The sequence below is a fragment of the Vibrio sp. Of14-4 genome (genome assembly GCF_022347625.1).
GTDB classification, from domain to species: Bacteria; Pseudomonadota; Gammaproteobacteria; order Enterobacterales; family Vibrionaceae; genus Vibrio; species Vibrio pristinus.
Genome location: NZ_JAKRGI010000019.1, coordinates 17,162 through 41,664 on the forward strand (window position 1 = coordinate 17,162; position 24,503 = coordinate 41,664).

The 24,503-nt window shown below is 44.9% G+C and carries 22 protein-coding genes; 14 read left to right on the forward strand and 8 right to left on the reverse strand.

Going from position 1 to position 24,503, the window contains the following annotated elements; translation table 11 throughout:
- Nucleotides 1–124: 124 nt before the first annotated feature.
- A complete protein-coding gene (locus MHN79_RS16555; RefSeq protein ID WP_239173797.1) occupies nt 125–1,579 on the reverse strand; it encodes a M48 family metallopeptidase in 1,455 nt (484 codons plus the stop codon).
- 276 nt (nt 1,580–1,855) lie between these two features.
- Between MHN79_RS16555 and MHN79_RS16560 the strand changes: the two genes are divergently transcribed.
- The 3 genes from MHN79_RS16560 to MHN79_RS16570 all read left to right on the forward strand — a co-directional run bounded on the left by MHN79_RS16560 (nt 1,856) and on the right by MHN79_RS16570 (nt 5,236).
- Nucleotides 1,856–2,092 carry a sulfurtransferase TusA family protein gene (locus MHN79_RS16560; RefSeq protein WP_239173798.1) on the forward strand — a complete coding sequence of 79 codons (237 nt, stop codon included), beginning with the start codon at nt 1,856–1,858 and terminating at the stop codon, nt 2,090–2,092.
- Nucleotides 2,085–3,161: an AI-2E family transporter gene (locus tag MHN79_RS16565; RefSeq protein WP_239173799.1), complete on the forward strand. Its 1,077-nt coding sequence runs from the start codon at nt 2,085–2,087 to the stop codon at nt 3,159–3,161. The genes MHN79_RS16560 and MHN79_RS16565 overlap by 8 nt, the downstream gene beginning before the upstream one ends.
- Nucleotides 3,162–3,364: 203 nt before the next feature.
- Entirely contained in the window at nt 3,365–5,236 is a 1,872-nt protein-coding gene (locus MHN79_RS16570) for a methyl-accepting chemotaxis protein (RefSeq protein WP_239173800.1), read from the forward strand.
- 84 nt (nt 5,237–5,320) lie between these two features.
- Here the strand turns inward: MHN79_RS16570 and hydA are convergent, their stop codons facing one another.
- The 5 genes from hydA to MHN79_RS16595 all read right to left on the reverse strand — a co-directional run bounded on the left by hydA (nt 5,321) and on the right by MHN79_RS16595 (nt 12,635).
- Complete coding sequence (gene hydA, locus MHN79_RS16575) at nt 5,321–6,763, reverse strand: dihydropyrimidinase (protein ID WP_239173801.1); 1,443 nt, start codon at nt 6,761–6,763, stop codon at nt 5,321–5,323.
- Nucleotides 6,764–6,815: 52 nt separating this feature from the next.
- Nucleotides 6,816–8,390, reverse strand: a complete 1,575-nt coding sequence (locus tag MHN79_RS16580; protein WP_239173802.1) for an NCS1 family nucleobase:cation symporter-1 — start codon at nt 8,388–8,390, stop codon at nt 6,816–6,818.
- A complete protein-coding gene (locus MHN79_RS16585) occupies nt 8,344–9,612 on the reverse strand; it encodes a Zn-dependent hydrolase (RefSeq protein WP_239173803.1) in 1,269 nt (422 codons plus the stop codon). Before MHN79_RS16585 ends, MHN79_RS16580 begins: the two co-directional genes overlap by 47 nt.
- 184 nt (nt 9,613–9,796) lie before the next feature.
- Nucleotides 9,797–11,293 (reverse strand): CoA-acylating methylmalonate-semialdehyde dehydrogenase, encoded by a 1,497-nt coding sequence (locus tag MHN79_RS16590; protein ID WP_239173804.1) that lies wholly within the window; start codon nt 11,291–11,293, stop codon nt 9,797–9,799.
- Nucleotides 11,294–11,312: 19 nt separating this feature from the next.
- On the reverse strand, nt 11,313–12,635 hold the full coding sequence (locus MHN79_RS16595) for an aspartate aminotransferase family protein (protein ID WP_239173805.1): 1,323 nt from the start codon (nt 12,633–12,635) through the stop codon (nt 11,313–11,315).
- A 130-nt stretch (nt 12,636–12,765) separates the two neighbouring features.
- On the opposite strand from MHN79_RS16595, the gene MHN79_RS16600 reads away from it, so the two are divergent.
- From MHN79_RS16600 to MHN79_RS16640, 9 genes are all read left to right on the forward strand, one after another.
- A complete protein-coding gene (locus MHN79_RS16600) occupies nt 12,766–13,704 on the forward strand; it encodes a LysR family transcriptional regulator (protein WP_152431648.1) in 939 nt (312 codons plus the stop codon).
- An 11-nt stretch (nt 13,705–13,715) separates the two neighbouring features.
- The gene (locus tag MHN79_RS16605) at nt 13,716–14,378 is read left to right on the forward strand and encodes a TetR family transcriptional regulator C-terminal domain-containing protein (protein WP_239173806.1); all 663 of its coding nucleotides are present in this window, start codon (nt 13,716–13,718) and stop codon (nt 14,376–14,378) included.
- A gap of 300 nt (nt 14,379–14,678) precedes the next feature.
- On the forward strand, nt 14,679–15,824 hold the full coding sequence (gene cofG, locus MHN79_RS16610) for a 7,8-didemethyl-8-hydroxy-5-deazariboflavin synthase CofG (protein ID WP_239173807.1): 1,146 nt from the start codon (nt 14,679–14,681) through the stop codon (nt 15,822–15,824).
- A gap of 20 nt (nt 15,825–15,844) precedes the next feature.
- The gene (cofH, locus tag MHN79_RS16615) at nt 15,845–17,083 is read left to right on the forward strand and encodes a 5-amino-6-(D-ribitylamino)uracil--L-tyrosine 4-hydroxyphenyl transferase CofH (protein WP_239173808.1); all 1,239 of its coding nucleotides are present in this window, start codon (nt 15,845–15,847) and stop codon (nt 17,081–17,083) included.
- Nucleotides 17,080–18,039: a 2-phospho-L-lactate transferase gene (gene cofD / locus MHN79_RS16620; protein WP_239173809.1), complete on the forward strand. Its 960-nt coding sequence runs from the start codon at nt 17,080–17,082 to the stop codon at nt 18,037–18,039. The genes cofH and cofD overlap by 4 nt, the downstream gene beginning before the upstream one ends.
- Nucleotides 18,039–18,662, forward strand: coding sequence for a 2-phospho-L-lactate guanylyltransferase (cofC, locus tag MHN79_RS16625; protein WP_239173810.1), 624 nt, complete (start codon nt 18,039–18,041; stop codon nt 18,660–18,662). The genes cofD and cofC overlap by 1 nt, the downstream gene beginning before the upstream one ends.
- Nucleotides 18,655–19,467, forward strand: coding sequence for a coenzyme F420-0:L-glutamate ligase (gene cofE / locus MHN79_RS16630; protein ID WP_239173811.1), 813 nt, complete (start codon nt 18,655–18,657; stop codon nt 19,465–19,467). The genes cofC and cofE overlap by 8 nt, the downstream gene beginning before the upstream one ends.
- Entirely contained in the window at nt 19,464–20,144 is a 681-nt protein-coding gene (gene npdG / locus MHN79_RS16635; RefSeq protein ID WP_239173812.1) for an NADPH-dependent F420 reductase, read from the forward strand. The genes cofE and npdG overlap by 4 nt, the downstream gene beginning before the upstream one ends.
- Before the next feature lie 24 nt (nt 20,145–20,168).
- The gene (locus MHN79_RS16640) at nt 20,169–21,176 is read left to right on the forward strand and encodes a TIGR03842 family LLM class F420-dependent oxidoreductase (RefSeq protein ID WP_114786828.1); all 1,008 of its coding nucleotides are present in this window, start codon (nt 20,169–20,171) and stop codon (nt 21,174–21,176) included.
- Between the two features lie 76 nt (nt 21,177–21,252).
- Here MHN79_RS16640 and bcp read toward each other — a convergent pair whose 3' ends face one another.
- Together bcp and MHN79_RS16650 are read right to left on the reverse strand one after the other, a co-directional pair.
- Nucleotides 21,253–21,720, reverse strand: coding sequence for a thioredoxin-dependent thiol peroxidase (gene bcp / locus MHN79_RS16645; protein WP_152429866.1), 468 nt, complete (start codon nt 21,718–21,720; stop codon nt 21,253–21,255).
- A gap of 12 nt (nt 21,721–21,732) precedes the next feature.
- A complete protein-coding gene (locus MHN79_RS16650) occupies nt 21,733–22,275 on the reverse strand; it encodes a glycine cleavage system protein R (RefSeq protein WP_239173813.1) in 543 nt (180 codons plus the stop codon).
- Between the two features lie 250 nt (nt 22,276–22,525).
- On the opposite strand from MHN79_RS16650, the gene dapA reads away from it, so the two are divergent.
- Both dapA and bamC read left to right on the forward strand, forming a co-directional pair.
- The gene (dapA, locus tag MHN79_RS16655) at nt 22,526–23,404 is read left to right on the forward strand and encodes a 4-hydroxy-tetrahydrodipicolinate synthase (protein WP_239173814.1); all 879 of its coding nucleotides are present in this window, start codon (nt 22,526–22,528) and stop codon (nt 23,402–23,404) included.
- A gap of 53 nt (nt 23,405–23,457) precedes the next feature.
- Nucleotides 23,458–24,483, forward strand: a complete 1,026-nt coding sequence (bamC, locus tag MHN79_RS16660) for an outer membrane protein assembly factor BamC (RefSeq protein ID WP_239173815.1) — start codon at nt 23,458–23,460, stop codon at nt 24,481–24,483.
- The last annotated feature ends 20 nt before the right edge of the window (nt 24,484–24,503 follow it).

Sequence of the window (24,503 nt, forward strand, 5' to 3'; positions counted from 1 at the left end):
ATGTGAATCTCCGAACAGTGCGTGAGTCAACGAGTTTAAAACTGATTGACTCTTTTAAAATATGATAAATCAAAAGTATATCTAAAACAGAACCTTTCGACATGCTTTGTGGTTTAAGAATTGTTTACTGCAGCGCCATAAATCGGTCTCGCGCGGCGATCAATTGATCTATTCTAGCGTCATATCGAGCTTGCTTTAGGCTGCCTAACTCGGCAATTTGTCCCGCTTGAGTATAGTACTGGATGGCTTTGTTCCAGTTAGCTTTGAGCGCGAGTATTTCTGCCCTTGAAGCGAGATCTTCATCTCTACGACCAAGGTGAATGTTTGCTTCAGAAAGAAGGTGCCATCCATTGATATCATCAGGGGTATCGTGAGTGTAGCGCTGGAGAACACGCACAGCATCTTCGTTTTTGTCTTGTTTCATCAATACATTGGCATAATTGATTGTCAGCACAGAATTGTTTGGTTTTGACTTCAAAGCATTGTTTAACATGACTTCAGCTTTAGGTGCTTGCCCCTTGGCTAGATAAAGGTCTGTCATGGCATCTAAATAGAAGTTATTATCTGGTTGTTGCTTGAGTAATGCTTGCAGAAGCTCTGCCGCTTTATCGAGCTGATTGTTATCCAAATAAACGAGCGCACGGCCATACTGAAAAGAAGGCTTGATATCGCTCGGTGCTTTTTTTTCTGTCCTAGCAAACCAATCTAGGGCAGACTCTGAGTTGATATCTGCATATCTTGCAACAATTCTCGCTCGAGCTAGATTGTAATCAATAGAAGGAACGACTTTTCTCTCAGGGTAGCTACGAGCTCTAGCTCGGCTATCGGTAATCCTATCTTCAGGAAGAGGGTGAGTGAGCAGCATTGGCGGTGGAGTACTAGCGTAGCGGTATTCATCAGCAAGTCGAGAAAAGAATCTTGGCATCGCATTCACATCAAAGCCTGCCTTAGCGAGTGTCTCTATACCGAACCGATCGGCTTCTTTTTCATTACTTCTTGTATAGTTTATTTGACCTTGAATATTGCCCGCCGTCGTTGCCGTTATCGCTGCAATACCAGCTTCTGGTGCTGCTATTGCGAGTAATAGTGAACCCGCTAAGGCTGCTAAAGTTGCAGGAGAGCGTCGTGCTTGGTCTTCCATACTTCTGGCTAGGTGGCGCTGAGTGACGTGCGAAATCTCATGGGCCATGACGGATGCTAGCTCACTTTCTGTCTTTGCATGAAGAAATAAGCCGCTATGTAAAGCGACATAGCCGCCGAAAAAGGCAAACGCATTGATGTTGCGATCGCGAATCATAAAAAACGTGAAGGGAGTTTTGACATCATTAGCATTAGCAACCAGTTGATGACCAAGGCTGTCAATATACTCATTGATAACAGGATCGCTGATGATTGGATGGCTACTGCGCAGCATACGCATATAGGCATCACCATATTGAAGTTCCTGATCTATGGTTAGTGTACTGCTAGCAGTAGTGCCTATATCAGGTAAATCGATATTATTTGCGTAGATAGGGAGTTGCATGCCTAGAGAGGCCGCTACACATAAGCAGACGAGTGAGCGTGTACGTTTAAACATATATTAATGAATATACTCCATAATCGTAGGGCATTTTGCTGAGCCTACTATCTATAATAACAGGGTTGAGTATGGGATATCGAGTTCGACTCTCTTTTTGTGATAAGGTTTCACTTGCTTATGCACACTGTCCACCTTCACACAATGAATTTTAGGGTAATTCTTACGTTGACAGTCAGTATAATGTGAAACTTGCATTGTTGAGGGAATTTGCCCTGACGTTGAAAACAAAACACTATACAATATTCGACTCAATGTTACACATTAGGCTAAATAATGGAACAGAATGTGTTGGACTTACGTGATGAACGTTGTCCAATGGCTTTATTGCTAGTGAAACGTCGAGTCAAAGATATGGCCATGGGCCAAGAGGCGATCATATACGTGGCAGACCAGCAGTCTTTCTTTGATATAAAACGCTTTTTGCTCAAGCAATCTTTTCGTGTGTTCTGTGATGAGTCTGATGGTTATTATCGCGTAAAGCTAATTAAAGGAACCCTACCGAATGTTTGAAATGGTGAGTCGCTGGTATAAACGACGCTTTTCCGATCCGCATGCCGTAAGCTTGGTCGCGATCCTATTGGTTGGCTTTGTCACGATTTATTTTTTTGGTGATTTAATTGCGCCGCTTTTGGTTGCGATTGTTTTGGCCTATTTATTAGAGTGGCCAGTGACACAGCTTTCTCGCTTTCACATTCCAAGAAACCTCGCTGTCATATTGGTGATTGTGGGTTTTACCAGCCTAATGCTCCTTGCTGTATTTGGGCTTGTTCCGACGATTTGGAAACAGGTCGGAAATTTGATTAACGATATCCCAACCATGTATCAGGGAGTGCAGAAAGCGATTGCAGAGTTGCCACAGCGATACCCGGAATTAGACAATTTTCAGATTGTCGAATCGGTCGTAACTAACGCGAAAAATCAAATTATTGTAATGGGAGAGACAGTGGTAAAAGGGTCTCTTGCATCCTTGGTAAGTATTGCTACTTTGGCTGTCTATCTGATTTTGGTCCCTTTACTGGTCTTTTTTCTGCTTAAAGACAAGCAGGAGATGATTTCTCTTGCAAGTGGGGTTCTGCCGAGAAATCGTAAGCTCGCGACTAAAGTATGGCATGAAATGAATGAGCAAATCTCAAACTATATTCGTGGAAAAGTCATGGAGATCTTTATTGTCGGTAGCGTGAGTTACGTGACGTTTGCTCTGTTGGATCTGCGCTACTCCGTATTGCTTGCTGTGGCTGTTGGTCTCTCGGTACTGATTCCGTATATAGGAGCGGCTGCTGTGACGGTTCCAGTGGCAATTGTGGGTTTGTTTCAATGGGGCTTTACTCCAGAGTTTTACTGGTTACTTTTGGCATATGGCATCATACAGGCGCTTGATGGTAATGTGTTGGTCCCCATTCTCTTTTCAGAGGCCGTAAATTTACATCCGGTGGCGATCATTGTTGCTGTATTAGTCTTTGGTGGTTTATGGGGGTTCTGGGGGGTGTTTTTTGCCATTCCTTTGGCCACTCTCGTCAAAGCAGTATGGAATGCACTGCCCAGTCACGATGAAGAAGATGCTTATAGCCACCCAGGTTAATGATAGTTTTCATATGTTTACAAGAAAAAGCTCGAATGCATATGCATTTGAGCTTTTTTATTGCGTAGAAGGTATATACTTTCTAAAAGAGTGTTTTACAAAACATTAGTTTTGTAGGAAATTTCTTAAGTCTGCGTTGGTTAGGACGATAATAACAAATGACAAGATAACAACTACAAACGAATTACTCTTTGAGGGACACTATGAGATTCAGTCAAAAGATCGTTGCGGCATCTTCATTGCTGTTGTTGATCACCGTTGTGTTACTGTCTATGCAGCAGCTTAGCACCGTAAAAAAAGAAGTAGAAGACTTGGTGGATACGAGTCTTACGGAGATGGTGAAAGGGGTAAAAAACACTGTCGTATCTGAAATGGCGAGTAAGAAGTCTCTCGCAATGTCGACAACCGAAGTACTTGAACTAGACCCGCAAAACAAAACGCGTGTTAAGGATGTACTTGAAAAGCCCAACCTTAAGGGGACTTTTTTAGCGGTTGGTTATGCCTATGAAGCTGATGGTTTTGTAGTTGAAAATGACGATGGTTGGGAAGCAGGTCCTGACTATGATCCAAGAGTTCGCCCTTGGTATAAGGCGGCGAAAGCACAGGGTAAGTTAGTCGTTACAGCACCTTATGTCGATGTCTCCTCAAAAAAGGTCATTATATCAATCGGTACTCCAGTGAAAGATAGTGGCCAGTTTACCGCTGCTATGTTCTATGACTTGGAATTAACTGGTTTGGCTGACTTGGTCAATAGCGCCAACCTTCTAGATGCGGGTTACCTATTTATTGTGTCATCTGATGGAACCACGATAGCCCACCCTGAAGCGGAGAACAACGGCCAAAAGTTTTCGACTTATCTTCCCGATATTACTCTTAAAGAAGGTGAGCAAAGGTTTGAAAAGGATGGACATTCTTATTTGGTTCACTTTACATCAGTACCGAGTGAAAATTGGTACATAGGTGCGATAGTCGATGAGGATATCGCCTTTGCTGCCGTTGCTGATATGCGTAATAGTTCTGTCATATATACCATTATTAGTGTTGTTCTCAGTGTACTTGTGCTCAGTTTCTTAATTAAAGTACTGATGCGCCCACTTGGTACCCTTAACGAAGCCATTAAAGATGTTGCTTCAGGTCAAGGCGACCTAACAAAGCGTTTAGATACCAATACTGATAAAGAGTTTGCTGAACTTGCTGAAGGCTTTAACACCTTTACAGAGACACTACAAAAACAGATCCAGCAATCTAAGGCAATCGGCGCTGAAATCTTACGTGGCACAGAAATGACAGTTCAGGGCTCAGAAGAGTCTGCTGAAGCAATGCGCAGTCAGCTTCATGAGCTAGAGCAGTTAGCAACAGCGATGAACGAGATGGCCGTTACAGCGACAGAAGTTGCAAACAACGCTCAAGGCGCGGCGGGAGCCGCGAAAGAAGCGGACGAGGCGACGCAAATGGGTTCTTCTGTGGTGAGTGATACCACAGCATCAATAGATGCGCTATCGGCTAGAATCGATCAAGCCGTGGAAGAGGTGCAAGGGCTTGAATCGGCAACGGCAAACATCGAAACCATTTTGAAAGTGATTAACGATATTGCCGATCAAACCAACTTACTTGCATTGAATGCTGCAATTGAAGCTGCAAGGGCTGGTGAATCTGGTCGAGGCTTTGCGGTAGTTGCCGATGAAGTGAGAACCTTGGCTCAGAGAACTCAGGAATCAACAACTGAAATTCGCAGTATGATTGAGCAGCTTCAATCTGGTGCGAGTTCAGTATCCGCTGCGATGCGTGAGAGTAAAACGACGGCAGTCGATGCGGTGGAAAAAGCGCAGGCTGCTGATGAGTCTTTACAGCGCATTCGTGAGTCAATTCAGAGTATCACGGACATGAATATGCAGATTGCTTCAGCGGCAGAGGAGCAAAGCTTAGTGGCAGAGGAAATCAATGCGAACACAGTGAAGATTAAAGACCTGTCCACTCAAGTTGCCGATGCTGCAGAAGACGCAAATGTTGCTATGCAAGTTCAAACCGAAAATGTGCGTGAGCAAGATTCTATCTTAAATAAATTTATTGTTTAGTGGCCTATCAATTAAAGCGCCAGCGTCATCGCTGGCGTTTTTGTTTTCACTACCTTCCGTCACTCACTTTGTTGACAGTCGCGTTTAGCGACTCACGGCTTCTGGTTCTTCAAGCTGATTGCGCTTGAGTTGACTTTGATAGAAGCTTGCATACGGAGGTCGGGTAATGTATTGACCATCGCCTGGTGCTGATTTCAGCTCTCCTTTATCCCAAGCAACCTTACCATTGCAGATGGTTGTGACGGGTTTACCTTGAACCTGCATACCTTCAAAGATATTGAAGTCGATCTTAGACATCTGTTCGCTAACCGTGAAGGTTTTCTCTTGCTTGGTATCCCATATAACGATATCGGCATCTGAACCAACAGCGATCACACCTTTACGAGGGTATAAATTGAAGATTTTTGCAGCATTAGTCGATGTCATTGCAACGAACTCATTAGGTGTGATTTTGCCTTGATTAACGCCTTTATCCCACATCACCATCATGCGCTCTTCCACTCCTGATGTGCCATTTGGGATCATGGTGAAATTGTCTTTGCCCATGGCTTTTTGCGAGGTGCAGAAAGCGCAATGATCAGTGGCTGTGGTCTGAATAGCATCACTTTGTAATCCTTTCCACAAAGCATCTTGATGCTTTTTAGGTCGGAAAGGGGGGCTCATTACGTGCGCGGCAGAATAGTTCCAATCGGAATTCTGATAAACGCTATCATCAATGACTAAGTGGCCAGCAAGGCACTCACCAAATACGATTTGTCCATTGTCTTTGGCGTATTTTATCGCATCGACGGCTTCTTCCGTTGAAACATGCACTAGGTAAATAGGTGCTCCTAAAGTACCTGCGATATTGATGGCACGGTTAGCGGCTTCACCTTCAACTGCTGGTGGGCGAGATAGAGGGTGTCCTTCTGGCCCCGTGATCCCTTTTTCTAACAGCTTTTGTTGCAGATGATGAACCAGCTCACCATTTTCTGCGTGTACAGTCGGTATTGCTCCTAATTCAAGGCAGGTACTAAAGCTTGATACCAAAATATCGTCGGTAGCCATGATGGCATTTTTGTAGGCCATAAAGTGCTTAAAGCTGTTCACACCATGGTCTGCAACCAAGGTTTTCATTTCATTTTTTACCGACTCATCCCACCATGTAATCGCAACGTGAAAGCTGTAGTTACATTGAGATAGCGACGCCCAATCTTGCCATTGGTGATAGGCTTCGATTAATGACTGTTTAGGAGAGGGAATAACAAAGTCAATAATGGTTGTTGTACCACCAGCAAGGGCTGCTGCTGTTCCAGAGGAAAAGTCGTCGGAAGCCACAGTGCCCATAAAAGGCAATTGCATGTGAGTGTGTGGGTCGATTCCGCCAGGCATGACCAGTTTGCCATGGGCATCAACTGTTTCAGTGTCTTTAGGAATATCAAGATTTTGACCGATCTGACTTATTTTACCATCTACGCACAGTATATCGGCTGAGTAGGTTTGTTCATGGGTGACGATATTGCCCCCTCTGATTAAAAGATTCATCATAACTCCTTGTTTAATATGACCACTAGCGCTAGGCACTAGTGGCCGTTCTTGTTCAGGCTTTTTCCGGTTGAGCATTGATTGCTGTATGTGTACTGGCCGAGGCGATTAGGTAGTACAACATTGCCCCAGAAAAGGCGCCAGTAAACCATCCGTAGTTGTAAAACCAAATTAAGACATCAAAAGTGAGAGCAATAATGGTTAGGGTTACTGGGATGAAGAAGGCAATGAAGCCTGCATAGTTAATCGATGGGCTTCGTTCTTGGTCAGAGTAGAGTGCGGGAATATCTAAGTGTTGTTTCTTGATCAGAAAATAGTCGACAATCATGATCCCTGCTATTGGCCCTAGAAGGCTAGAATATCCAAGTAGCCAATTAGAATACATAGCTTCGACGCTGACATCAGATTCTATCCAGTTGAGTTTTTTTAGAAGCTCCCAACTCATCAGTCCCAAACCAACCAGTCCTGTGAGCATGACTCCGCGAGTATGGTTGATTTGTTTGGGAGCGATATTTTGAAAGTCATTGGTCGGCGATACCACATTGGCTGCCGTATTGGTCGATAGCGTCGCAATGATAATCAAAACCATGGAAATAACCACCCAAAATGGGCTTTCAATTTTACTGATCAGAGTGATGGGATCAGATATGGTTTCGCCGAACAGTGTGTATGAGGCAGAGGTAAGCACAACACCTAATGCAGCAAAAAAGAACATGGTCAGAGGCAGGCCAATGATTTGCCCGACAATTTGATCCTTTTGCGATTTTGCGTAGCGACTAAAGTCTGGAATATTGAGCGATAGTGTTGCCCAAAAGCCGACCATAGCTGTGAGTCCTGCAAAGAAGTAACTGGCTAGTCCCGCCTCTTCAGGGCGATTGGCTGGGGCCATAATGATTTCTGTATAAGAGACTTTATCACTTGCCCAAAATATCAGACCAAATCCTACAGCCAGTAGCAGAGGTGCTGAGAGGGTTTCGAGCCATTTTATAGACTCAGAACCTTTGAGCACTATACCGATATTGAGCACCCAAAAGATAAAGAACCCAAGTACTTCTCCGACACCTGCAAGGTTGGCCCAGCTTGTCGAAAGCTCTGACAAAAGTAGGTGAATGGCTAATCCACCGAACATGGTTTGGATACCAAACCAGCCACAAGCGACTAAGCCTCGGATTAGACATGGAACATTAGAGCCGAGAGTACCAAATGACGAACGCAGAAGAATAGGAAAAGGTATGCCGTATTTGGTACCAGCAAAGGCATTGAGAGTGAGGGGAATTAATACAATGATATTAGCAAGTAAAATGGTAAACAAGGCCTCAAGTACTGACAGGCCAAAGTAGGCCGTGAGTATGCTTCCCAGTGTATAAGTTGGCACACAGATGGCCATACCAACCCACAATGCGGCAATGTTTACTTTACTCCAAGTACGCTCCGAGACTTTGGTGGGGGCGAGGTCTTGATTAAAGTATTTACTATCGATTAAATCTTTGGCGACCTCTAGCTCGTAGAAGTCGCCAATTTTTTTCATGCTTGATTGCTTCATTAACTTCTCATCCAGTTGAGAATTGATTTCGAGCAGAGGCTTACTCTGCGGTGTCGTATTCAACTGAGCCAACAGATTCTTTTGCAATCCGTTCGCTCGCTTCGAGCATGGTATGGAGAAGAACGTTAGCTCCTGCCTCACACTCCTGAGGAGACGTATTTTCAATTTCGTTGTGACTAATGCCATTTTCACAAGGGGTAAAGATCATGCCAGTAGGAACTAGGTCAGCCATATAGCAAGCATCGTGTCCTGCGCCTGCGTAGATATCCATATTCGAATAGCCAAGCTTTTCTGCAGCAGATTTAACATCGTCAGAGGCATTAAATTCAACAGGGGCAAAATACCAGAAGGGATCAATATCGATTTGTATCTCGCGCTCTTTTGCTACCGATTCGCAGTACTTGGTAAACACGCTGTCCATCTCAGCCAGTGTATCGGCGTTGGGGTTGCGTAAGTCGACACTAAAGGTAATTTCACCTGGGATCACATTGCGAGAATTTGGGAAAACTTGCATAAAGCCGACTGTACCAAGTCCATTTTCGTAGCGGTGAGCTATTTGCTCTACCTCTGTAATAATTTTGGCACTTGCTACCATGGCGTCGTTACGCAAATACATAGGTGTGGTGCCTGAATGAGACTCACGACCTTTAATTGTCACGTTATACCAGCGAATACCTTGCCCCAGTCGTACAATACCTATGGTTTTTCCTTGATCTTCCAAGATTGGACCTTGCTCTATATGGGTTTCAAAAAAGGCGCCAATATTGCGGCTTCCGGGCTCATCCTTACCTAAATAGCCGATTTTCTCTAGTTCGTCTTTTAATCGAATGCCATCGACATCTGTTTTGTTTAACTCTGTTTCTAAATTGAACCGACCAACATAAACCCCAGAGCCTTGCATGGCTGGCTGAAATCGAGAGCCTTCTTCGTTGGTCCACACCGTAAACTCCATTGGTGTTTCGGTCACAATATTGTTGTCATGCAAGGTGCGCAGTACTTCAACTCCTGCCAACACGCCAAACACGCCGTCAAATTTACCGCCAGTTGGTTGAGTATCTAAGTGACTGCCCGTTGCAACGGCTGGCAGTGAATTGTTTTTGCCTTCACGGCGGGCGAAAATATTACCCATTTTGTCGACACTGACAGTGCAGCCGCAGGCTTTACACCAGTCGACAAACAAATCTCTGGCTTTCCCATCTAATTCGGTTGCGGCTAAGCGAGCACATCCCCCTTTCTCCGTTAATCCAAATTGAGCCATCTCCATAAGGCTTTGCCATAGTCGATCGCCGTTGACGCGTAAGTCTTGCATACAAACTCCTTTTTACTTGTTTTTAGGCCATGCTCAGGCCGTTAACTCTTGGCCGTCATTCATTGGAATAACAGAGCTTGAGTGTTCAAATAGACAATAAATGGATACTTTAAATCTGACATTGGCCTGCGGATTGTTCAGCCGCAGGCCAATGTTAGGCTTGATAATTTGGTATTGTTACAGGTTACAAACTTGGGAAGGAAAACAAGGTTCCATCTTTTGCTTCGCCTGATGGCCACCTTTGACTGATGGCTTTACGTCTAGTGTAAAAGCGAACCGAATCAGGACCATAAGCATGCAAGTCACCAAACAAGGAGCGCTTCCAGCCGCCAAAACTATGGTAAGAAACGGGGACTGGCAGAGGGACATTGATCCCGACCATACCAACCATAACTTGATCTGAGAAATAACGGCTTGCTTCCCCATCTCGGGTAAATATGCAAGTGCCGTTGCCATAATCGTGTTGGTTAATAAGTGAGACTGCTTCTTCTAAAGAGCTGACTCTTACCACCACAAGCACAGGACCAAATACCTCTTGTTGATAGATGTCCATGTCGGGGGTTACTTTGTCAAACAGTGTACCGCCAAAGAAGAAACCTGACTCATAGCCTGGAACAACAAGGTTTCTGCCGTCAACAATAAGCTCGGCTCCCTGCTCAACGGCTTGAGTCACATAGTTGGTGACCTTGTCCTTTTGCGCTGAAGTGATAAGTGGTCCCATCTCGTTGCTGTCATCACTGCCAGGACCAACTTTAAGCGCTTCTACTTGATTCTTGAGTTTGTCTACGAGAGCATCGGCAACCATATCACCAACAGCAACTGCTACTGAGATAGCCATACAGCGCTGACCGCAAGAGCCGTAGGCCGCTCCCATTAAAGCGCTGGTTACATTGTCAAGATCAGCATCTGGCATAATGACCGCATGGTTTTTTGCCCCGCCCAGAGCTTGGCAGCGTTTCCCTTTCTCTGATGCGCGTTGATAAATGGTTTCTGCAATTGGGGTTGAGCCGACAAAGCTAATAGCTTGAATTGTGTCATCATCAATCAGTTGATTGACCGCATCAGCACCGCCGTTAACCACGTTAAGTACCCCTTTGGGTAGACCTGCTTGTTCAGCGAGCTGAGCAATGTATAGCACACAGGAAGGGTCGCGCTCAGATGGCTTGAGCACAAAAGTATTGCCGCACATTACTGCACTTGGCCACATCCAAAGTGGGACCATGGCTGGAAAGTTAAAGGGGGTAATACCGGCCACAACACCTAAAGGTTGTAGCTCGCTCCAGGCATCAATATCGCGTCCAACATTGCGGCTATGCTCCCCTTTGAGTAGCTCTGGGATCCCACAAGCAAACTCGACATTTTCTATACCACGAGCCAACTCGCCTTTTGCGTCGCTAAGTACCTTGCCATGTTCTCGTGAGACTAATTCACAAATGGTATCTTGATTTTCTTCTAGTAGTTGTTTAAAGCGATACATAACTTGCGCTCGAACCGCTGGTGGAGTATTTCGCCAAGCAGGATAAGCTTGCTTAGCCGCGCTAATTGCCATAGCGACGGTTTGTTCTGATGCTATACATACTTGCGCACATGGCTCGCCTGTTGCTGGGTTATATACAGCTTGCGCTTGTGTTTCTTCTGAGTGGATCTCGCCGTTAATCAGATGACCAATATTTTCTAACATGTTTACTTCCTTATTGGGTTTAAGCTGTTTGCTCTATGGCATCGCCCATTGCATTGATTAGGCGGTCTATTTCATGTTCTTGAGTGATAAAGGGCAGGCCGAGTTGAATGGTGTCTCCTCCATAGCGCACATAGAAACCCTGCTGCCATAAAGTGGTGGCGATTTCGACGGGGCGAATGGTTGGGTCTCCATCACGTGGTGCTATGGTAAGGCCTGCTGCAAATCCAAAATTACGAATGTCTAAGATGTGTTTGGTGCCTTTAAGACTGTGGATAGACTTTTCAAACACAGGAGAAAGCTCAGCAACTTGCGGTATAAGCTGTTCTTTTTCCAATATATCTAAGGTAGCCAGTGCACAAGCGCAGGCGACAGGATGCCCAGAGTATGTGTAACCGTGAGGTAATTCGATATTATGCTCAGCTCCTCCAGCATGCATGAAAGTGTCATAAATGCCTTGTTTAGCCAACACGGCTCCGAGAGGAATGGCGCCATTGGTGATTTGTTTAGCAATACAAATCATGTCAGGAGTGACGCCAAAAGTTTGCGCGCCGAAGTAGTCGCCAGTTCGGCCAAAGCCTGTGATCACCTCATCGAAGATAAGCAGAATGTCATGTTGATCACAAATAGCTCGCAAGCGCTGTAAGTATCCTTCGGGGGGCACGATAACGCCAGCCGAGCCAGAAAAAGGTTCGATAATGACCGCAGCAATGTTGGAGGCATCATGCAATGTGATAAGTTCAAGTAACTCGTCAGCCATCTCTGAACCTGTGGGCGCCATACCTCTGGTAAACGCCATGTTAGGCTGTAGCGTGTGAGCGAGGTGGTCTGCTTCCATTGCTTGACCCCACATCTTGCGATTGCCGTTGATGCCACCCCAGCTTATGCCTCCCCAACTCGCACCATGGTAGCCCTTGATACGGCCGATAATGCGAGTTTTAGTGGGCTTTCCTCTCTGGCGCCAGTAAGCGCGAGCAATTTTGGTTGCGGTATCCGAGGCCTCAGAGCCTGAGTTAACAAAAAAGACTTTATTGATATCTTCTGGTGCTAAAGCTGCTAAACGTTCGGCTAGTTCAAAGGCTTTGGGGTGGCCATATTGGAAAGCGGGTGCATAGTCGAGTTCGAGGAGTTGCTTCTCTACTGCATTGGCGATTTCTGTTCGATTGTGACCAGCGCCACATGTCCATAAACCGGAAAGACCATCAAATATCTTTCGCCCTTTATCGTCTATGTAGTAAGCGCCCTGAGCGCCAGTGATGATACGGGGATCGGCTTTGAATTTTCTATTTGCGGTGTACGGCATCCAATAGGCCTGCATTCCGTATTCACTCTGTTGAGTGTCCATATACTGTGACTCTCCCTTATTAATTTTCCATTTTCTTTGTAAAAAACATGGACTTGGCTTTTACTTTATGCACGAGATTTGGTTTGATAAATCACAAATAATCGAACTAAAGATGCGGGTTTATGAAACAATGAAGGCGTTATTGGGACAGTTATCCGATATGGATATTCGCTTGCTGCGAGTGTTTATGGCAGTGGTTGACAGCGGTGGCTTAAGCGCGGCAGAGATGGAGCTTAACATTGGACGCTCTACTATTAGCCGCCATCTTAAAGACTTAGAACAACGTTTGGGGTTAGTACTTTGTCTGCGAGGACGTTCGGGGTTCTCTCTCACCAGTGAAGGGCTTCACATTTATGAATCAGCGCAGCGTTTGGTGCTTTCTATGGATGAGTTTCGCCATGAGGTAAACGGTTTACATCACAGCTTAAAAGGGCACCTTATTATTGCCATGTTTGATACTACGGTGACCAATTCCATGTGTCAGGTGGACAAAGCGATTGCAGACTATGCTTCGAGAGCGCCAGATGTCGCAATCGATATCCATGTCTTGCCTGTTAATGAAATTGAGAAAGGGGTGTTGGAAGGCAAATATCATATTGGAATTATCCCACCTCATCGCCGCTCGGCCAGTCTTGAGTACTTGCCTTTATTTGGTGAGCAGATGTATATGTACTGCGGAAAAGGCCATCCATTGTTTGATGTTCAACGATTAGTCAGTGATGACGAAGTTATGGCGCAGAAATATGCAGGATTAAGTTTTAGTAGCCCAAATATGGAGATTGGGCGAGCTCTTAACTTAGATAAGAGTGCAACGGCAACCAATCAAGAAGGGATCGCGACACTGATTCGATCTGGACAATATATTGGATTTTTACCCGAACATTTTGCCGCCATTATGGTAGTGCAAGATAAAATCATTAGAGTAAATAATCCAAATTTCTCGTATTATTGCCAATTTACTGCGATTCATCGAAAATCACCCAAACCGACTCGAATAGTACAAGAGTTTCTCGATTCGCTAATGCGCTCAAAAACCTTGGTTGATGAGGAGCAGCAACAATACACCTAAGGTGAGTGATTATGGCTATTATCTCTTCTCCGTTGTTGGCACCAAAAAGACAAGACTCCAAATCTTCGTCTACCCGTTTGGCACTGGAAGCCAAGATACAAAAAGCAGCAGAAAGCGTGTTTGCTGAGTTTGGTTACAAGGGTGCAACCATGGAACGAATTGCTCAGCAAAGCGGTATTTCTAAGCAGAATTTGCTGTATTATTTTTCATCCAAAGAGGTTTTGTATAGAAAAGTCTTACAGAATATTGTCGATCTTTGGTTAGAAAGGATGGTATTTGCCGAGCAGAAAAATGCCACACCAGAGCAGCTGATAGAGGCATACATTCGAGGTAAGTTACAACTTTCACACGACAACCCAGATGCCTCCAAAGTCTTTGCTCAGGAAATCATAGCTGGCGCTCCTATGCTGCGTGATTACCTGAGAACCCATCTAAAGCCACTTTTTGATAGTAATATCCATTTGGTACAAAGCTGGATGGATCATGGTCAGATGAAGAATATTGAACCCGAGCACCTGTTCATTTCAATATGGGCGATGACGCAAACTTATGCTGATTTTGCTACCCAAATAGAGTTAGTGCTTGATAAGAAAAAACTCGAACAGCCTGATTTTGATCGGGCAGCTAAATTTCTCACCCATATGGTTTTACATGGTGTTTTAGCGCATAAATAAAGCCCTTTAGTATTAAGGGGCTAATGCCCCTTTCTGAGCAGTCGCTTATCCAAGAAAACCATGCCTTATTAACCTTTTTAACAAAATAGTATAAATTTAAATATCACTAAGCTGTTGTAAATAAAAGACTTTTGTCAACAGTACCTTTATTTAGACTGCGCTTACATAACAAGAATTCTTCCATCTATTTTTTTTGCCATTTGGTAAAAAGAGTGTTAGTTCTACCTGCGAATAAGAAATGTGCAGTTTTTTAGGGTCTTATCCAAGCATCATTCTAGGGCTAGGTGAGAGGACTCATCTATGGAGAAAAATATGCTGAGCAAGGATAAAGCGCTGCAGTTAGGTAATGCCACAAGTGAGCAGCTAGGTAGCCTCTGTCAACAAGCGAGCGATCTGCGTGACAGACACTGGGGGAAAAAGGTGTCCTACTCGCGTAAGGTATTTATTCCATTAACCAATATGTGCCGTGATACTTGCCGCTATTGCACTTTTGTTAAAACACCCGAATCTGGTCAAGCTGAGTTGATGACGCCCGAGCAGGTTCTCACTACGGCGCTTCAAGGCCAGAGAATGGGATGCAAGGAAGCGTTATTTAGTTTAGGTGAGCAGCCTGAAAAGCGGCATAAATTGGCTAGACATCTTCTTGCTGAGCAAGGGCATAAGACGACAGTTGGTTATCTTAAAGCAATGTCTGAACTTGTGTTGCAGAAAAGTTTGCTTGTCCCTCACATCAATGCTGGGGCACTTTCTTATCAGGAGTTAGAAACACTCAAACCTGTCGCTGGCTCCATGGGAATGATGTTAGAGAGTTTAAGCCCAGCCTTAACTAAAAAAGGCGGGGCGCACTATGGCTGTCCAGATAAAACGCCTCAACGTCGTATTGATACCTTAGAGGCGGCTGGCGAACTTGCTATTCCTTTTACCACGGGGTTGCTGATTGGGATTGGTGAATCATGGCAAGACAGAATCGAAAGCTTGTGTGAGATTGAGCGTTTGCATGCCAAGTATGGTCATATCCAAGAGGTTATTATTCAGAATTTTCGTGCCAAAGCCGGAACGGCAATGGCGGATGCGCCAGAACCTTCGAAAGTTGATATGCTGCGCACTTTGGCTGCGGCTCGTTTGATCCTATCTCCCTCAATCAGTTTGCAGGCACCGCCTAACCTAGAGCAGGACTACCAAGACTATTTGCGCGCAGGTATTAATGACTGGGGCGGAATTTCGCCACTGACCAAAGACTTTATCAATCCCGAGCGCGCTTGGCCGCAGATAGAGCGTTTGGCACAGCACTGCCAATCGGCAGGTTATGAATTAATAGAGCGTTTAACCGTTTACCCAGAACATCAGCCACCTATCGAAACAATGACTGATAGTTTGGTCCACTCAAGAATCCGTTCACAGGCGTCAGTTGATGGCTTTGCCATGATACAAAGCCATACCCATTAAGTTGTATAGTCAAGGAGAAGATGATGTTGTCACGGAGCGACCAGCCTACAGCTACTCATATACCATTTAGCCAGCTGAATCCCGAGATTAGAGATACTCTTAGACGAGCATTGGATGGCAAGGAAATATCACCAAAACAAGCAATAAGCCTCTTCAATGCAGAGGGGCGTGATCAACAGGCATTGCTTGATGTGGCCGATCAGGTTCGTCAAAATTTGTGTGGTGATAGAGGCAGTTTTATCATCACCCGAAACATCAATTTTACCAATGTGTGTTACATGGGATGCAAGTTTTGCAACTTTGCCAAGCCAATAAAACACAAAGAAGCGGAGCTTCTTTCTTTAGATGAGATAGCAGAGCGCGCGCAGCAGGCTTGGGATCGCGGTGCGACTGAGGTGTGTATTCAAGGCGGGTTGCATCCACAGATAGGTGCTGATTTTTATCGCAATATTGTTTTGGCTATCAAATCACGCCTACCCAAGATGCATATCCATGCCTTTTCCCCGTTTGAGATTTGGTATGGCGCGCGTCGTGCCAAAATGGGCTACAAAGAGTTTTTGCACGATCTCAAATTATGCGGTCTGGATACCATGCCAGGTACAGCGGCTGAGATTTTGGATGTCGAGATTCGCCAGCAATTAACTAAAGACAAGCTCAGTACTCAAGACTGGGTCGCCATTATTAAAGCGGCGCATGAAGTAGGTATTAAGACCACATCAACCATAATGTATGGTCATATCGACCAGCCTTACCATTGGGCAAATCACCTTGAATTACTGCGTAATACCCAAAAAGAAACGGGTGGTTTTACCGAGTTTGTCCCCCTTGGATTTGTGCACTATAAAACCAAGCTCTACAACGAGAACCCAGGAAAAGTAAGGCCCGGCCCGACACGCAGTGAGCACTTTAAAATGCATGCTGTAGCGCGACTTATGCTGCAAGGTCATATCAATAATATTCAGGCTTCTTGGGTCAAGATGGGTTCTGATGTCGCAATACAAATGTTGCGCTCTGGAGCCAATGATCTTGGCGGTACCCTGATGAATGAGAGCATATCTCGAGCAGCAGGCGGTGAACATGGCCAAGAAATTCAACCACAAGATATGGTGAGCTTTATCCATCAAGCGGGGTTAGATGCTTTTCAGCGCTCTACCTCCTATCAGGTGTTAGAGGAATACCCGTTGCAAGCGCAGTGCAAGAAAAAAAGTCAGTTGGTTTTGCCCTCTCAAGAGATTGCCCGTTTTGAGGCCGTATTATGACAAGTCTTAATATCACGCTACTTGCGGGCGGTGTTGGCGGGGCGAAAGCGGCGGAAGGTTTGGCTAAAAGTACTTATGCCGATGGCCTAAAGATTATTGGTAATATCGGCGATGACCAAGCTTTTCATGGTTTGTGGGTCTCACCGGATATCGACACCCTTATCTACACTTTGGCCGAGCGGATAGAACGCAATCAAGGTTGGGGACTCGCGGGCGATCAGCAAAATGTTTTAAATGGTCTCAAACAACTCGGTGTCGATACATGGATGCAATTAGGAGACATGGATTTTGCGACACATATCTTTCGTACAGAGCAGCGCCACCAAGGTATTCGCGCACAAAAAATCACCGAGCAAATTGCCGCTGCAAATGGCGTAAATGTGCCGATATTACTGCCTACTGATGATGTAGTACAAACCAAGCTGAAATCAAATGGGCAATGGCTGAGCTTTCAAGACTATTTTGTTCGTCTTCGATGCCAAGCTGCCGTGGAAGAGATTTGTTATTTCGATTGCGAGAAGGCGTCAGCAACACCCGAATCTCTTGAGGCGCTACGCGGTGCCGATTTGGTATTGATTGCCCCGAGTAATCCGCTTCTTAGTATTGGGGCTATCTTGTCGGTTGGCGATATTGGTCGTCAATTACAAGCACTTTCAAAGCCTATTGTTGCCATCTCTCCGCTCATTGGCAACCAAGCGATTAAAGGACCAGCAGTCGAGCTAATGCAATCACTCGGTTACCGCCCAAATGTTGTCGGAGTAGCGACTTATTATCGTGAGCTGGTCGATGTATTAGTTATTGACTCAACCGACGCACATCACGCGCCGGAAATTGAAGCAATGGGGATTCAGGTCATCATCCAGAACATCTGGATGCGTGATGAAGCCGAGAAGGTTGATGTTATGACCAGTATTGTTGATGAAGTACTGAAGTGGCAGTTGGAAAGGGCAAGTTGATGTTAGATAAGCTCAATATTGTGATTCCAATGAAGGCGCCGAGCCGAGCTAAGCAGCGACTTATGGGCGTACTTAATATCTCCCAGCGCGAGGCTCTTGCTCTAAGCCTTTATCGTCAAACACTGCGGTTTTTTGCCCAGCGCTACCCACAGGTCAACTGCCTTGTGGTGACAAACTCCCTTAAGATTGCCGATATTGCATCAAGTTTTGGTGCCTCTCCCCTAATCGAAAGACAAGCAAAAGGCTTAAATGCAGCTATTGAATTAGCAACTCATTGGAGCCTTAAATTGGGGTATCAATTTCAAATGGTTGTGCCTGCTGATATCGCCAAGCTTAATTGCTGTGAGATAGATGCTTTGTTTCAAGCTGTGCAAGCGGGCAATCAGGTAGTGATAGCAAGAGCTAAGGACTTAGGGACCAATGCGCTTATCACCACACCACCCAATGCAATTGAGTTTCAATATGGTAGTCAGTCTGCGCTTGCTCATGTTCAACAAGCGCACATCAATGGGCTCAAGGTTGAGGTATTAGACCTTCGGGATTTGAGCCAAGATATCGATTTACCAAAGGATTTGATCAAAGCCTTTCCCGATTATCCAAATAAGGAATATTGCTATGAATAACTGCGCAATGACAAAACCTAGGGTTGTGCCAGAGGTCAATTCTATGCAGATGTTTCGTGTGTCGGGTCTACCAGATTTTAAGCCTGATATGGATTTAGCTCAGCATGTGATTCAGGCATTAACTGCAGAAGGCCAATCACTGCAACATGGCGATATCTTAGTCGTGGCGCATAAAGTGGTGTCGAAAACAGAAGGTGCTGTGGTGGATATTGAGACGGTATCTGCGAGCGCTCAAGCGATTGAACTTGCTCGGCAAGTCAACAAAGACCCGCGTAAAGTTCAAGTCATACTCGACCAATCAACTCGTATTGTGCGCAGTATTAAACGTGCAGAGCAAAATGAGGGCCTTTTAATCGCCGAGCACAAACTGGGCTTTATTTGTGCCAATGCAGCCGTTGATGAGTCAAATGCGGATTTCGAAGGTCAGTTGATCACGCTACCAGAAAATCCTGATCGCAGTGCCATGCAATTGTGCGAGCGTTTGGAAGCGCATTTTGATTGTCAATTAGGTGTGGTTGTGAGCGATACCTTTGGCAGACCTTGGCGACTTGGTCAAACCAATGTAGCGATTGGATTAGCGCGTGTGCCTGCCATCCAAGAAATGTATGGTGATGATGATGCATGGGGACGTGAGCTTAAAGTGACTGCCCCCGCTTTTGCTGATGAACTAGCAGGCGCATCTGGGCTTTTAATGGGCAAAAGTGATAAATGCCCAGTGATTATTTTTCGTGGATTGAACTGGCAAGCATGCAACAGCTCAGCCAAGCAAATCCTAAGACCGATCAAGGAGGATTTATTCCGATGAATGAAAATAACAAGATAGCAATTTTGGGCGGCACAGGCCCGCAAGGAAAGGGATTGGCTAAGCGCTTTGCTATGGCCGGAGTGTCTGTTGTTATTGGTTCGCGTGACAGCGTTCGCGCCGCTGAGGTTGCTGCTGAATTGAACGCAACATTACCGCAAGGAAGTGCAAATATAGAGGGAATGGAAAATTTAGAAGCGACAAAAATGGCTAACGAGATGGTTATTTTGTCTGTGCCTTATTCAGCACATGATGCGACCCTGGCTGATATCAAACCGTTACTGAGCGGCAAAATATTAGTCGATATTGTTGTGCCACTTGCGCCTAAAAATCCAAAAGCTGTGGTAATGCCACCAGAAGGCTCAGCAACAGAAGCGGCTCAGGCACTATTGGGCGATGAGATTTCAGTAGTCGGTGCTTTGCACAATGTATCCGCGGTGACGCTAAATAATACCGATAAGCCTATAAACTGTGACGTTCTCGTCTGTGGCAATCAGCTTGAAGCCAAAAAATCAGTTATGGCGCTTATCGAAAAGTTAGGGGTTAAAGCCTACAACGCAGGCCTTGCGGAAAGTGCTCGCTGTATCGAGGCACTGACTCCGATCTTAATCAGGCTAAATATCTCAAAAGACGTGCCTTTTACCCATGCTGGCGTCACCATTGCGCCGCCTGTTCACTAACCTTATTGCGAAAGGAAATAAGAGATGGAATTTGGAATTACCTTCAAAGGCTTTGTAAGCCCAAATCGTGCAAGAAACTTAGTACGTCAAGCGGAAGAAGCGGGTTTTAGCTACTGCTGGTTCTATGATTCACACATATTATGGCGTGAGTCTTTTGTGGCGATGGCGATGTGTATGGAGCACACTAAAACCATGCGCTTTGGTCCATGCGTGACGAACCCTAATATCCGAGACTGGTCACTTGCAGCAAGTTTATACGGAAGCTTGGCATTGCAAAGTGAAGGGCGTTTTGATCTCGGTGTTGGACGGGGCGACTCATCGATGCGCGTTATGGGCAAAAAACCGGCCCCTCTGGCTCGTTTGGCTGAGTTTACTCATAAAGTCAAAGCCATGGTGAAAGGTGAAGAGCCAGTGAATTACGATGACTGCGCGTCAGAGGTGAAATTCCCATGGGCCGTGGGTTATGATCTTCCTGTGTGGATAGCGGCATACGGACCCAAAGCACTTGCGACAGCGGGCGAACATGGCGATGGTTTGATTCTTCAGCTTGCTGAGCCAAGTTTGGTGAAATGGTTTACTGACCAAACATTAGAAGCAGGAAAAAATGCTGGCAAGGACATGAGTAATTTTAAAGTGCAGGCAGCGGCTCCAGCTTACTTTGGTGACAAGCAAGAGTGTTTGGATAAAACCCGCTGGTTCCCTGCCATGGTAGGCAATCATGTCGCTGATATTGTTGAAAAATATGGCAGTGACTCAGGCTTAGTTCCCAAGAGCCTGACAGATTATATCGAAAAGCGCAAAGGTTATGATTACTCTAAGCACGGCCAAAGCGATAACCCTTATCTAGAGTTTATCTCTGATGATATCATCGAAAGCTTCTCTGTTCTGGGCAGTCCAGATGACCATATCGCTAAAATCAAGCAGCTTGAAGAAGTCGGTGTCACTCAGTTTAATATCTACTTAGATAACGGTGACGAAGAGAACATCATTGCCCAATATGGCCAACATATTATTCCAGAATTTAGTCAGTGATTACTGGACTTTTAGGCCTTTATTTATGATACAAAACAGCCAGTGATAGTGACTGGCTGTTTTAGCAAGGTGGGTATTATTTGCTGTTTAGGTAATCCAACACTACCTCATGGTGATCTTTGGTTTTAAACTTGTTAAATACATGCTCAATCACACCTTCTTCGTTAATGAGAAAGCTGATGCGGTGCAGACCATCAAATGTTTTACCCATGAATTTCTTCTCACCCCACACACCGAACTGTTCAGCGACAGCGTGATCTTCATCAGAAAGCAAAGTGAAGTTGAGATTATCACGTTCAATAAATTTACCCAGACGTTTAACGGGATCGATACTCACACCCAATACAACGATATTGTGTTTGTCTAATTCTGCTTTTACATCGCGCAGGCCTTGCGCTTGAACTGTACATCCCGGCGTCATGGCTTTGGGGTAGAAATAAAACAGTACTTTTTTACCCGTGAAATCACCGAGTGAAACCGTATTATCATTCTGATCTTGAAGCGAAAAAGCTGGGGCCTTAGCGCCCGCGGTTAGCGTGTTCATTGGTTGTCCTTTTTATTGACTGTTTTTGATAAAATGGAGTGAGCCTTGTACTTTAAGGTTGGTACATAAAGCGTCAAATTCTTCGTTAAGTTGCATCAGATTAAAGTGGGCATCAACCTTAGCGGTAATAGCAATATGAAATTGCTTTTTTTTAGATAGAGTTTTGTCTTTGTGGATTGTTTGTGCACTCAGCGACGAAAGACCTATACTCTTATCTGCAAAAAATTGAGTAAACTTCTCGGTGATACCTGCTTGATCTTCTGACTCTATGAATACCTCAACGTGATAGGAATCATCAGTTTGCTCATGCTCAGACGTACGTTTCATCATGGTAATTAGATCAAGTTCTTGAGCTAGCAACGGCAGTCTTGTTTCGACACGAGTAATATTGGCATTTGTACCTGAAAGTAACATGATTAGGGTGAACTCATTGCCAAAAAGAGCAATTCGGCTATCAAGAATGTTACAGCCAGATTTTGTCACCAGTTGTACAATATGGTTACAGACTCCTGGTCGGTCTGCTCCTACCGTTGTTATCACCAAATGTTGAGTCATAGTATCACTATCGAATCATAGTTATGGGTGTTAACCAAACAGCTTAGCATAGTTAGTCTGGGGTCAATAGACCTAGGTAAAAAGTACGATTTATGACCTTGTCATGACACCTATTGCTGGCTTAATTTGGCAAAGTTCTAACATCTGGTAAATATTCATTCAAATAGGTGATTTAAGCGGCTTTAATCGCTTGTGTTTGTTAATCGCCTTACAGTAACATGCAATCAGTATCTATATTAGGGAGAAAGACATGTTTTCGGGAAGCATTGTAGCGCTAATTACCCCCTTTACCCATGATGGCGAAGTTGACTACGTTAGCCTGAAGAAATTGGTCGATTTTCACGTTCAAGCAGGCTCAACTGGCATAGTTGCTGTCGGTACAACGGGAGAGTCGGCAACGTTAACCGTTGAAGAGCATGTCAAAGTTGTGACTAAGACAGTAGAGTTCGCTGATGGGCGCATTCCAGTTATTGCCGGAACAGGTGCGAATGCGACGCATGAGTCAGTTACTTTCAGCAGACTACTCAACAATTCTGGTATTTCAGGCTGCCTAAGCGTCACACCATATTATAACAAGCCAACTCAAGAAGGTTTGTATCAGCACTATAAGGCCATCGCTGAAGAAAGTGATGTTCCGCAAATTCTCTATAACGTACCTGGCCGAACTGCGGTTGACTTGCTGCCTGAAACGGTTGCCCGTCTTTCAGAGATTGACAATATTGTCGCACTTAAAGATGCAACGGGTGATTTAAGTCGAATTGAAATTCATCGTGAACTTTGTGGCAAAGATTTTATCTTACTAAGTGGTGATGATTCGACAGGCCTAGAGTTTGTTAAACAAGGTGGGCAGGGTGTTATCTCTGTAACTAATAATATTGCTGCAGCTGATATGGCAACCATGATGAAACTTGCCCTTGCAGGCAATTTCGATGAAGCTGAAGCGATCAATCAGCGCCTAATGACACTGCATAAAAATTTGTTTATTGAGTCGAGCCCGATCCCTGTCAAATGGGCAGCGCATAAAATGGGTTTGATAGAGTGCGGTGACTTGCGATTACCGTTAACCGAGTTATCGGAGTCTGCTCGTCCAATTGTGATACAAGCAATGGCAGACGCCCGTATCGACTAAATTTAATATAAATTGCCGAAGATAACTTCGGCATTTACTTATCAGGAGTTTCAATGAAATTGTCTCATCAGCTAGTCGTGAGTTCGCTAGCTGTTTTTGTTTTGAGCGCATGCTCTGGTGGGCCTACTCAGCGTCGCCAAGCCAAAGATGACTTTGAGTATCTCGATGCTAAGCCACTAACAGAGTGGAAAGATGTTGCAGGAGCTGAAACTCAAGTTTATCCCAACTACCAAATCCCATCTGGAAACTTTTCTGGAGGAGTTGGGAAAGATGTCGATATTCGTCCTCCTCAGCAAGTGCTTGAGCTTATCCCAGGTGCTCGTGCTGAACGTCATGGTGGAGAGGTAGTACTATGGCTGCTGAAGAAAGATGAACTAGATAAGGTTTGGCAAACCGTACAAACCATGCTTGCAGAACGCAAGGTTTCTATTCGTGAGGAAACTGATGATCGTATCGAAACTGACTGGGTAACTTGGGTTTCAGAAGACGAAGATGGGGAGATCGGTTCCCGTTACGAAATCACCAAAATGGAAGCAAACAGTCGTTACGGTTTTAAAATTTCCTTAATTGACTGGCGTGAAGCTGGGAAAACCAAGTCCGTCTCTTCGACAAACAAAGAACGCTACAACGTACTAATGACTAACTTAGTGACGGCTCGTTATGATCTAGAAGCTCGTCAAGAAGCTGCTCGTCGAGCAGAACAACTGGTTAAGAATATCCCAATTACTATGGGTACGGATCGCAGTGGCTTCCCTGTGATTATTGCACGTTCTCCATATAATACACTTTGGTCTCGTTTACCTAAACTGTTGCCAGAAATGGGCTTTACCATTGAAGATCGTAACCAGTCTCAAGGAACCGTTAAGGCAAAATACGCAGAGCCTAACGATGAATTCTGGACTAAGGTTGGCGTCAAGCCGTTCAATTTGCCATCGGGTAAATATACTTTCCTATTTGGTGACTTAGGTAACCGTACTTCAATTAATGTGACTGACTCGTCCGGAAAACCAGTCGAAGAGAAGTTATTAAAAGATATGGTGCCTGTATTATCAGCAGTTGCTGATAAGCACACTGACTAGCGAGTTTGGATACTTGAAAA

Coding starts and splice junctions, on each gene's coding strand:
- cofH (WP_239173808.1), top strand. CDS start 15,845: ATGATGTTGTCACGGAGCGACCAGCCTACAGCTACTCATATACCATTT.
- MHN79_RS16565 (WP_239173799.1), top strand. CDS start 2,085: ATGTTTGAAATGGTGAGTCGCTGGTATAAACGACGCTTTTCCGATCCG.
- MHN79_RS16605 (WP_239173806.1), top strand. CDS start 13,716: ATGGCTATTATCTCTTCTCCGTTGTTGGCACCAAAAAGACAAGACTCC.
- cofD (WP_239173809.1), top strand. CDS start 17,080: ATGACAAGTCTTAATATCACGCTACTTGCGGGCGGTGTTGGCGGGGCG.
- MHN79_RS16640 (WP_114786828.1), top strand. CDS start 20,169: ATGGAATTTGGAATTACCTTCAAAGGCTTTGTAAGCCCAAATCGTGCA.
- MHN79_RS16600 (WP_152431648.1), top strand. CDS start 12,766: ATGAAGGCGTTATTGGGACAGTTATCCGATATGGATATTCGCTTGCTG.
- cofE (WP_239173811.1), top strand. CDS start 18,655: ATGAATAACTGCGCAATGACAAAACCTAGGGTTGTGCCAGAGGTCAAT.
- bamC (WP_239173815.1), top strand. CDS start 23,458: ATGAAATTGTCTCATCAGCTAGTCGTGAGTTCGCTAGCTGTTTTTGTT.
- MHN79_RS16585 (WP_239173803.1), bottom strand. CDS start 9,612: ATGCAAGACTTACGCGTCAACGGCGATCGACTATGGCAAAGCCTTATG.
- hydA (WP_239173801.1), bottom strand. CDS start 6,763: ATGATGAATCTTTTAATCAGAGGGGGCAATATCGTCACCCATGAACAA.
- MHN79_RS16560 (WP_239173798.1), top strand. CDS start 1,856: ATGGAACAGAATGTGTTGGACTTACGTGATGAACGTTGTCCAATGGCT.
- cofC (WP_239173810.1), top strand. CDS start 18,039: ATGTTAGATAAGCTCAATATTGTGATTCCAATGAAGGCGCCGAGCCGA.
- MHN79_RS16650 (WP_239173813.1), bottom strand. CDS start 22,275: ATGACTCAACATTTGGTGATAACAACGGTAGGAGCAGACCGACCAGGA.
- dapA (WP_239173814.1), top strand. CDS start 22,526: ATGTTTTCGGGAAGCATTGTAGCGCTAATTACCCCCTTTACCCATGAT.
- MHN79_RS16570 (WP_239173800.1), top strand. CDS start 3,365: ATGAGATTCAGTCAAAAGATCGTTGCGGCATCTTCATTGCTGTTGTTG.
- MHN79_RS16590 (WP_239173804.1), bottom strand. CDS start 11,293: ATGTTAGAAAATATTGGTCATCTGATTAACGGCGAGATCCACTCAGAA.
- MHN79_RS16555 (WP_239173797.1), bottom strand. CDS start 1,579: ATGTTTAAACGTACACGCTCACTCGTCTGCTTATGTGTAGCGGCCTCT.
- npdG (WP_239173812.1), top strand. CDS start 19,464: ATGAATGAAAATAACAAGATAGCAATTTTGGGCGGCACAGGCCCGCAA.
- bcp (WP_152429866.1), bottom strand. CDS start 21,720: ATGAACACGCTAACCGCGGGCGCTAAGGCCCCAGCTTTTTCGCTTCAA.
- MHN79_RS16595 (WP_239173805.1), bottom strand. CDS start 12,635: ATGGACACTCAACAGAGTGAATACGGAATGCAGGCCTATTGGATGCCG.
- cofG (WP_239173807.1), top strand. CDS start 14,679: ATGGAGAAAAATATGCTGAGCAAGGATAAAGCGCTGCAGTTAGGTAAT.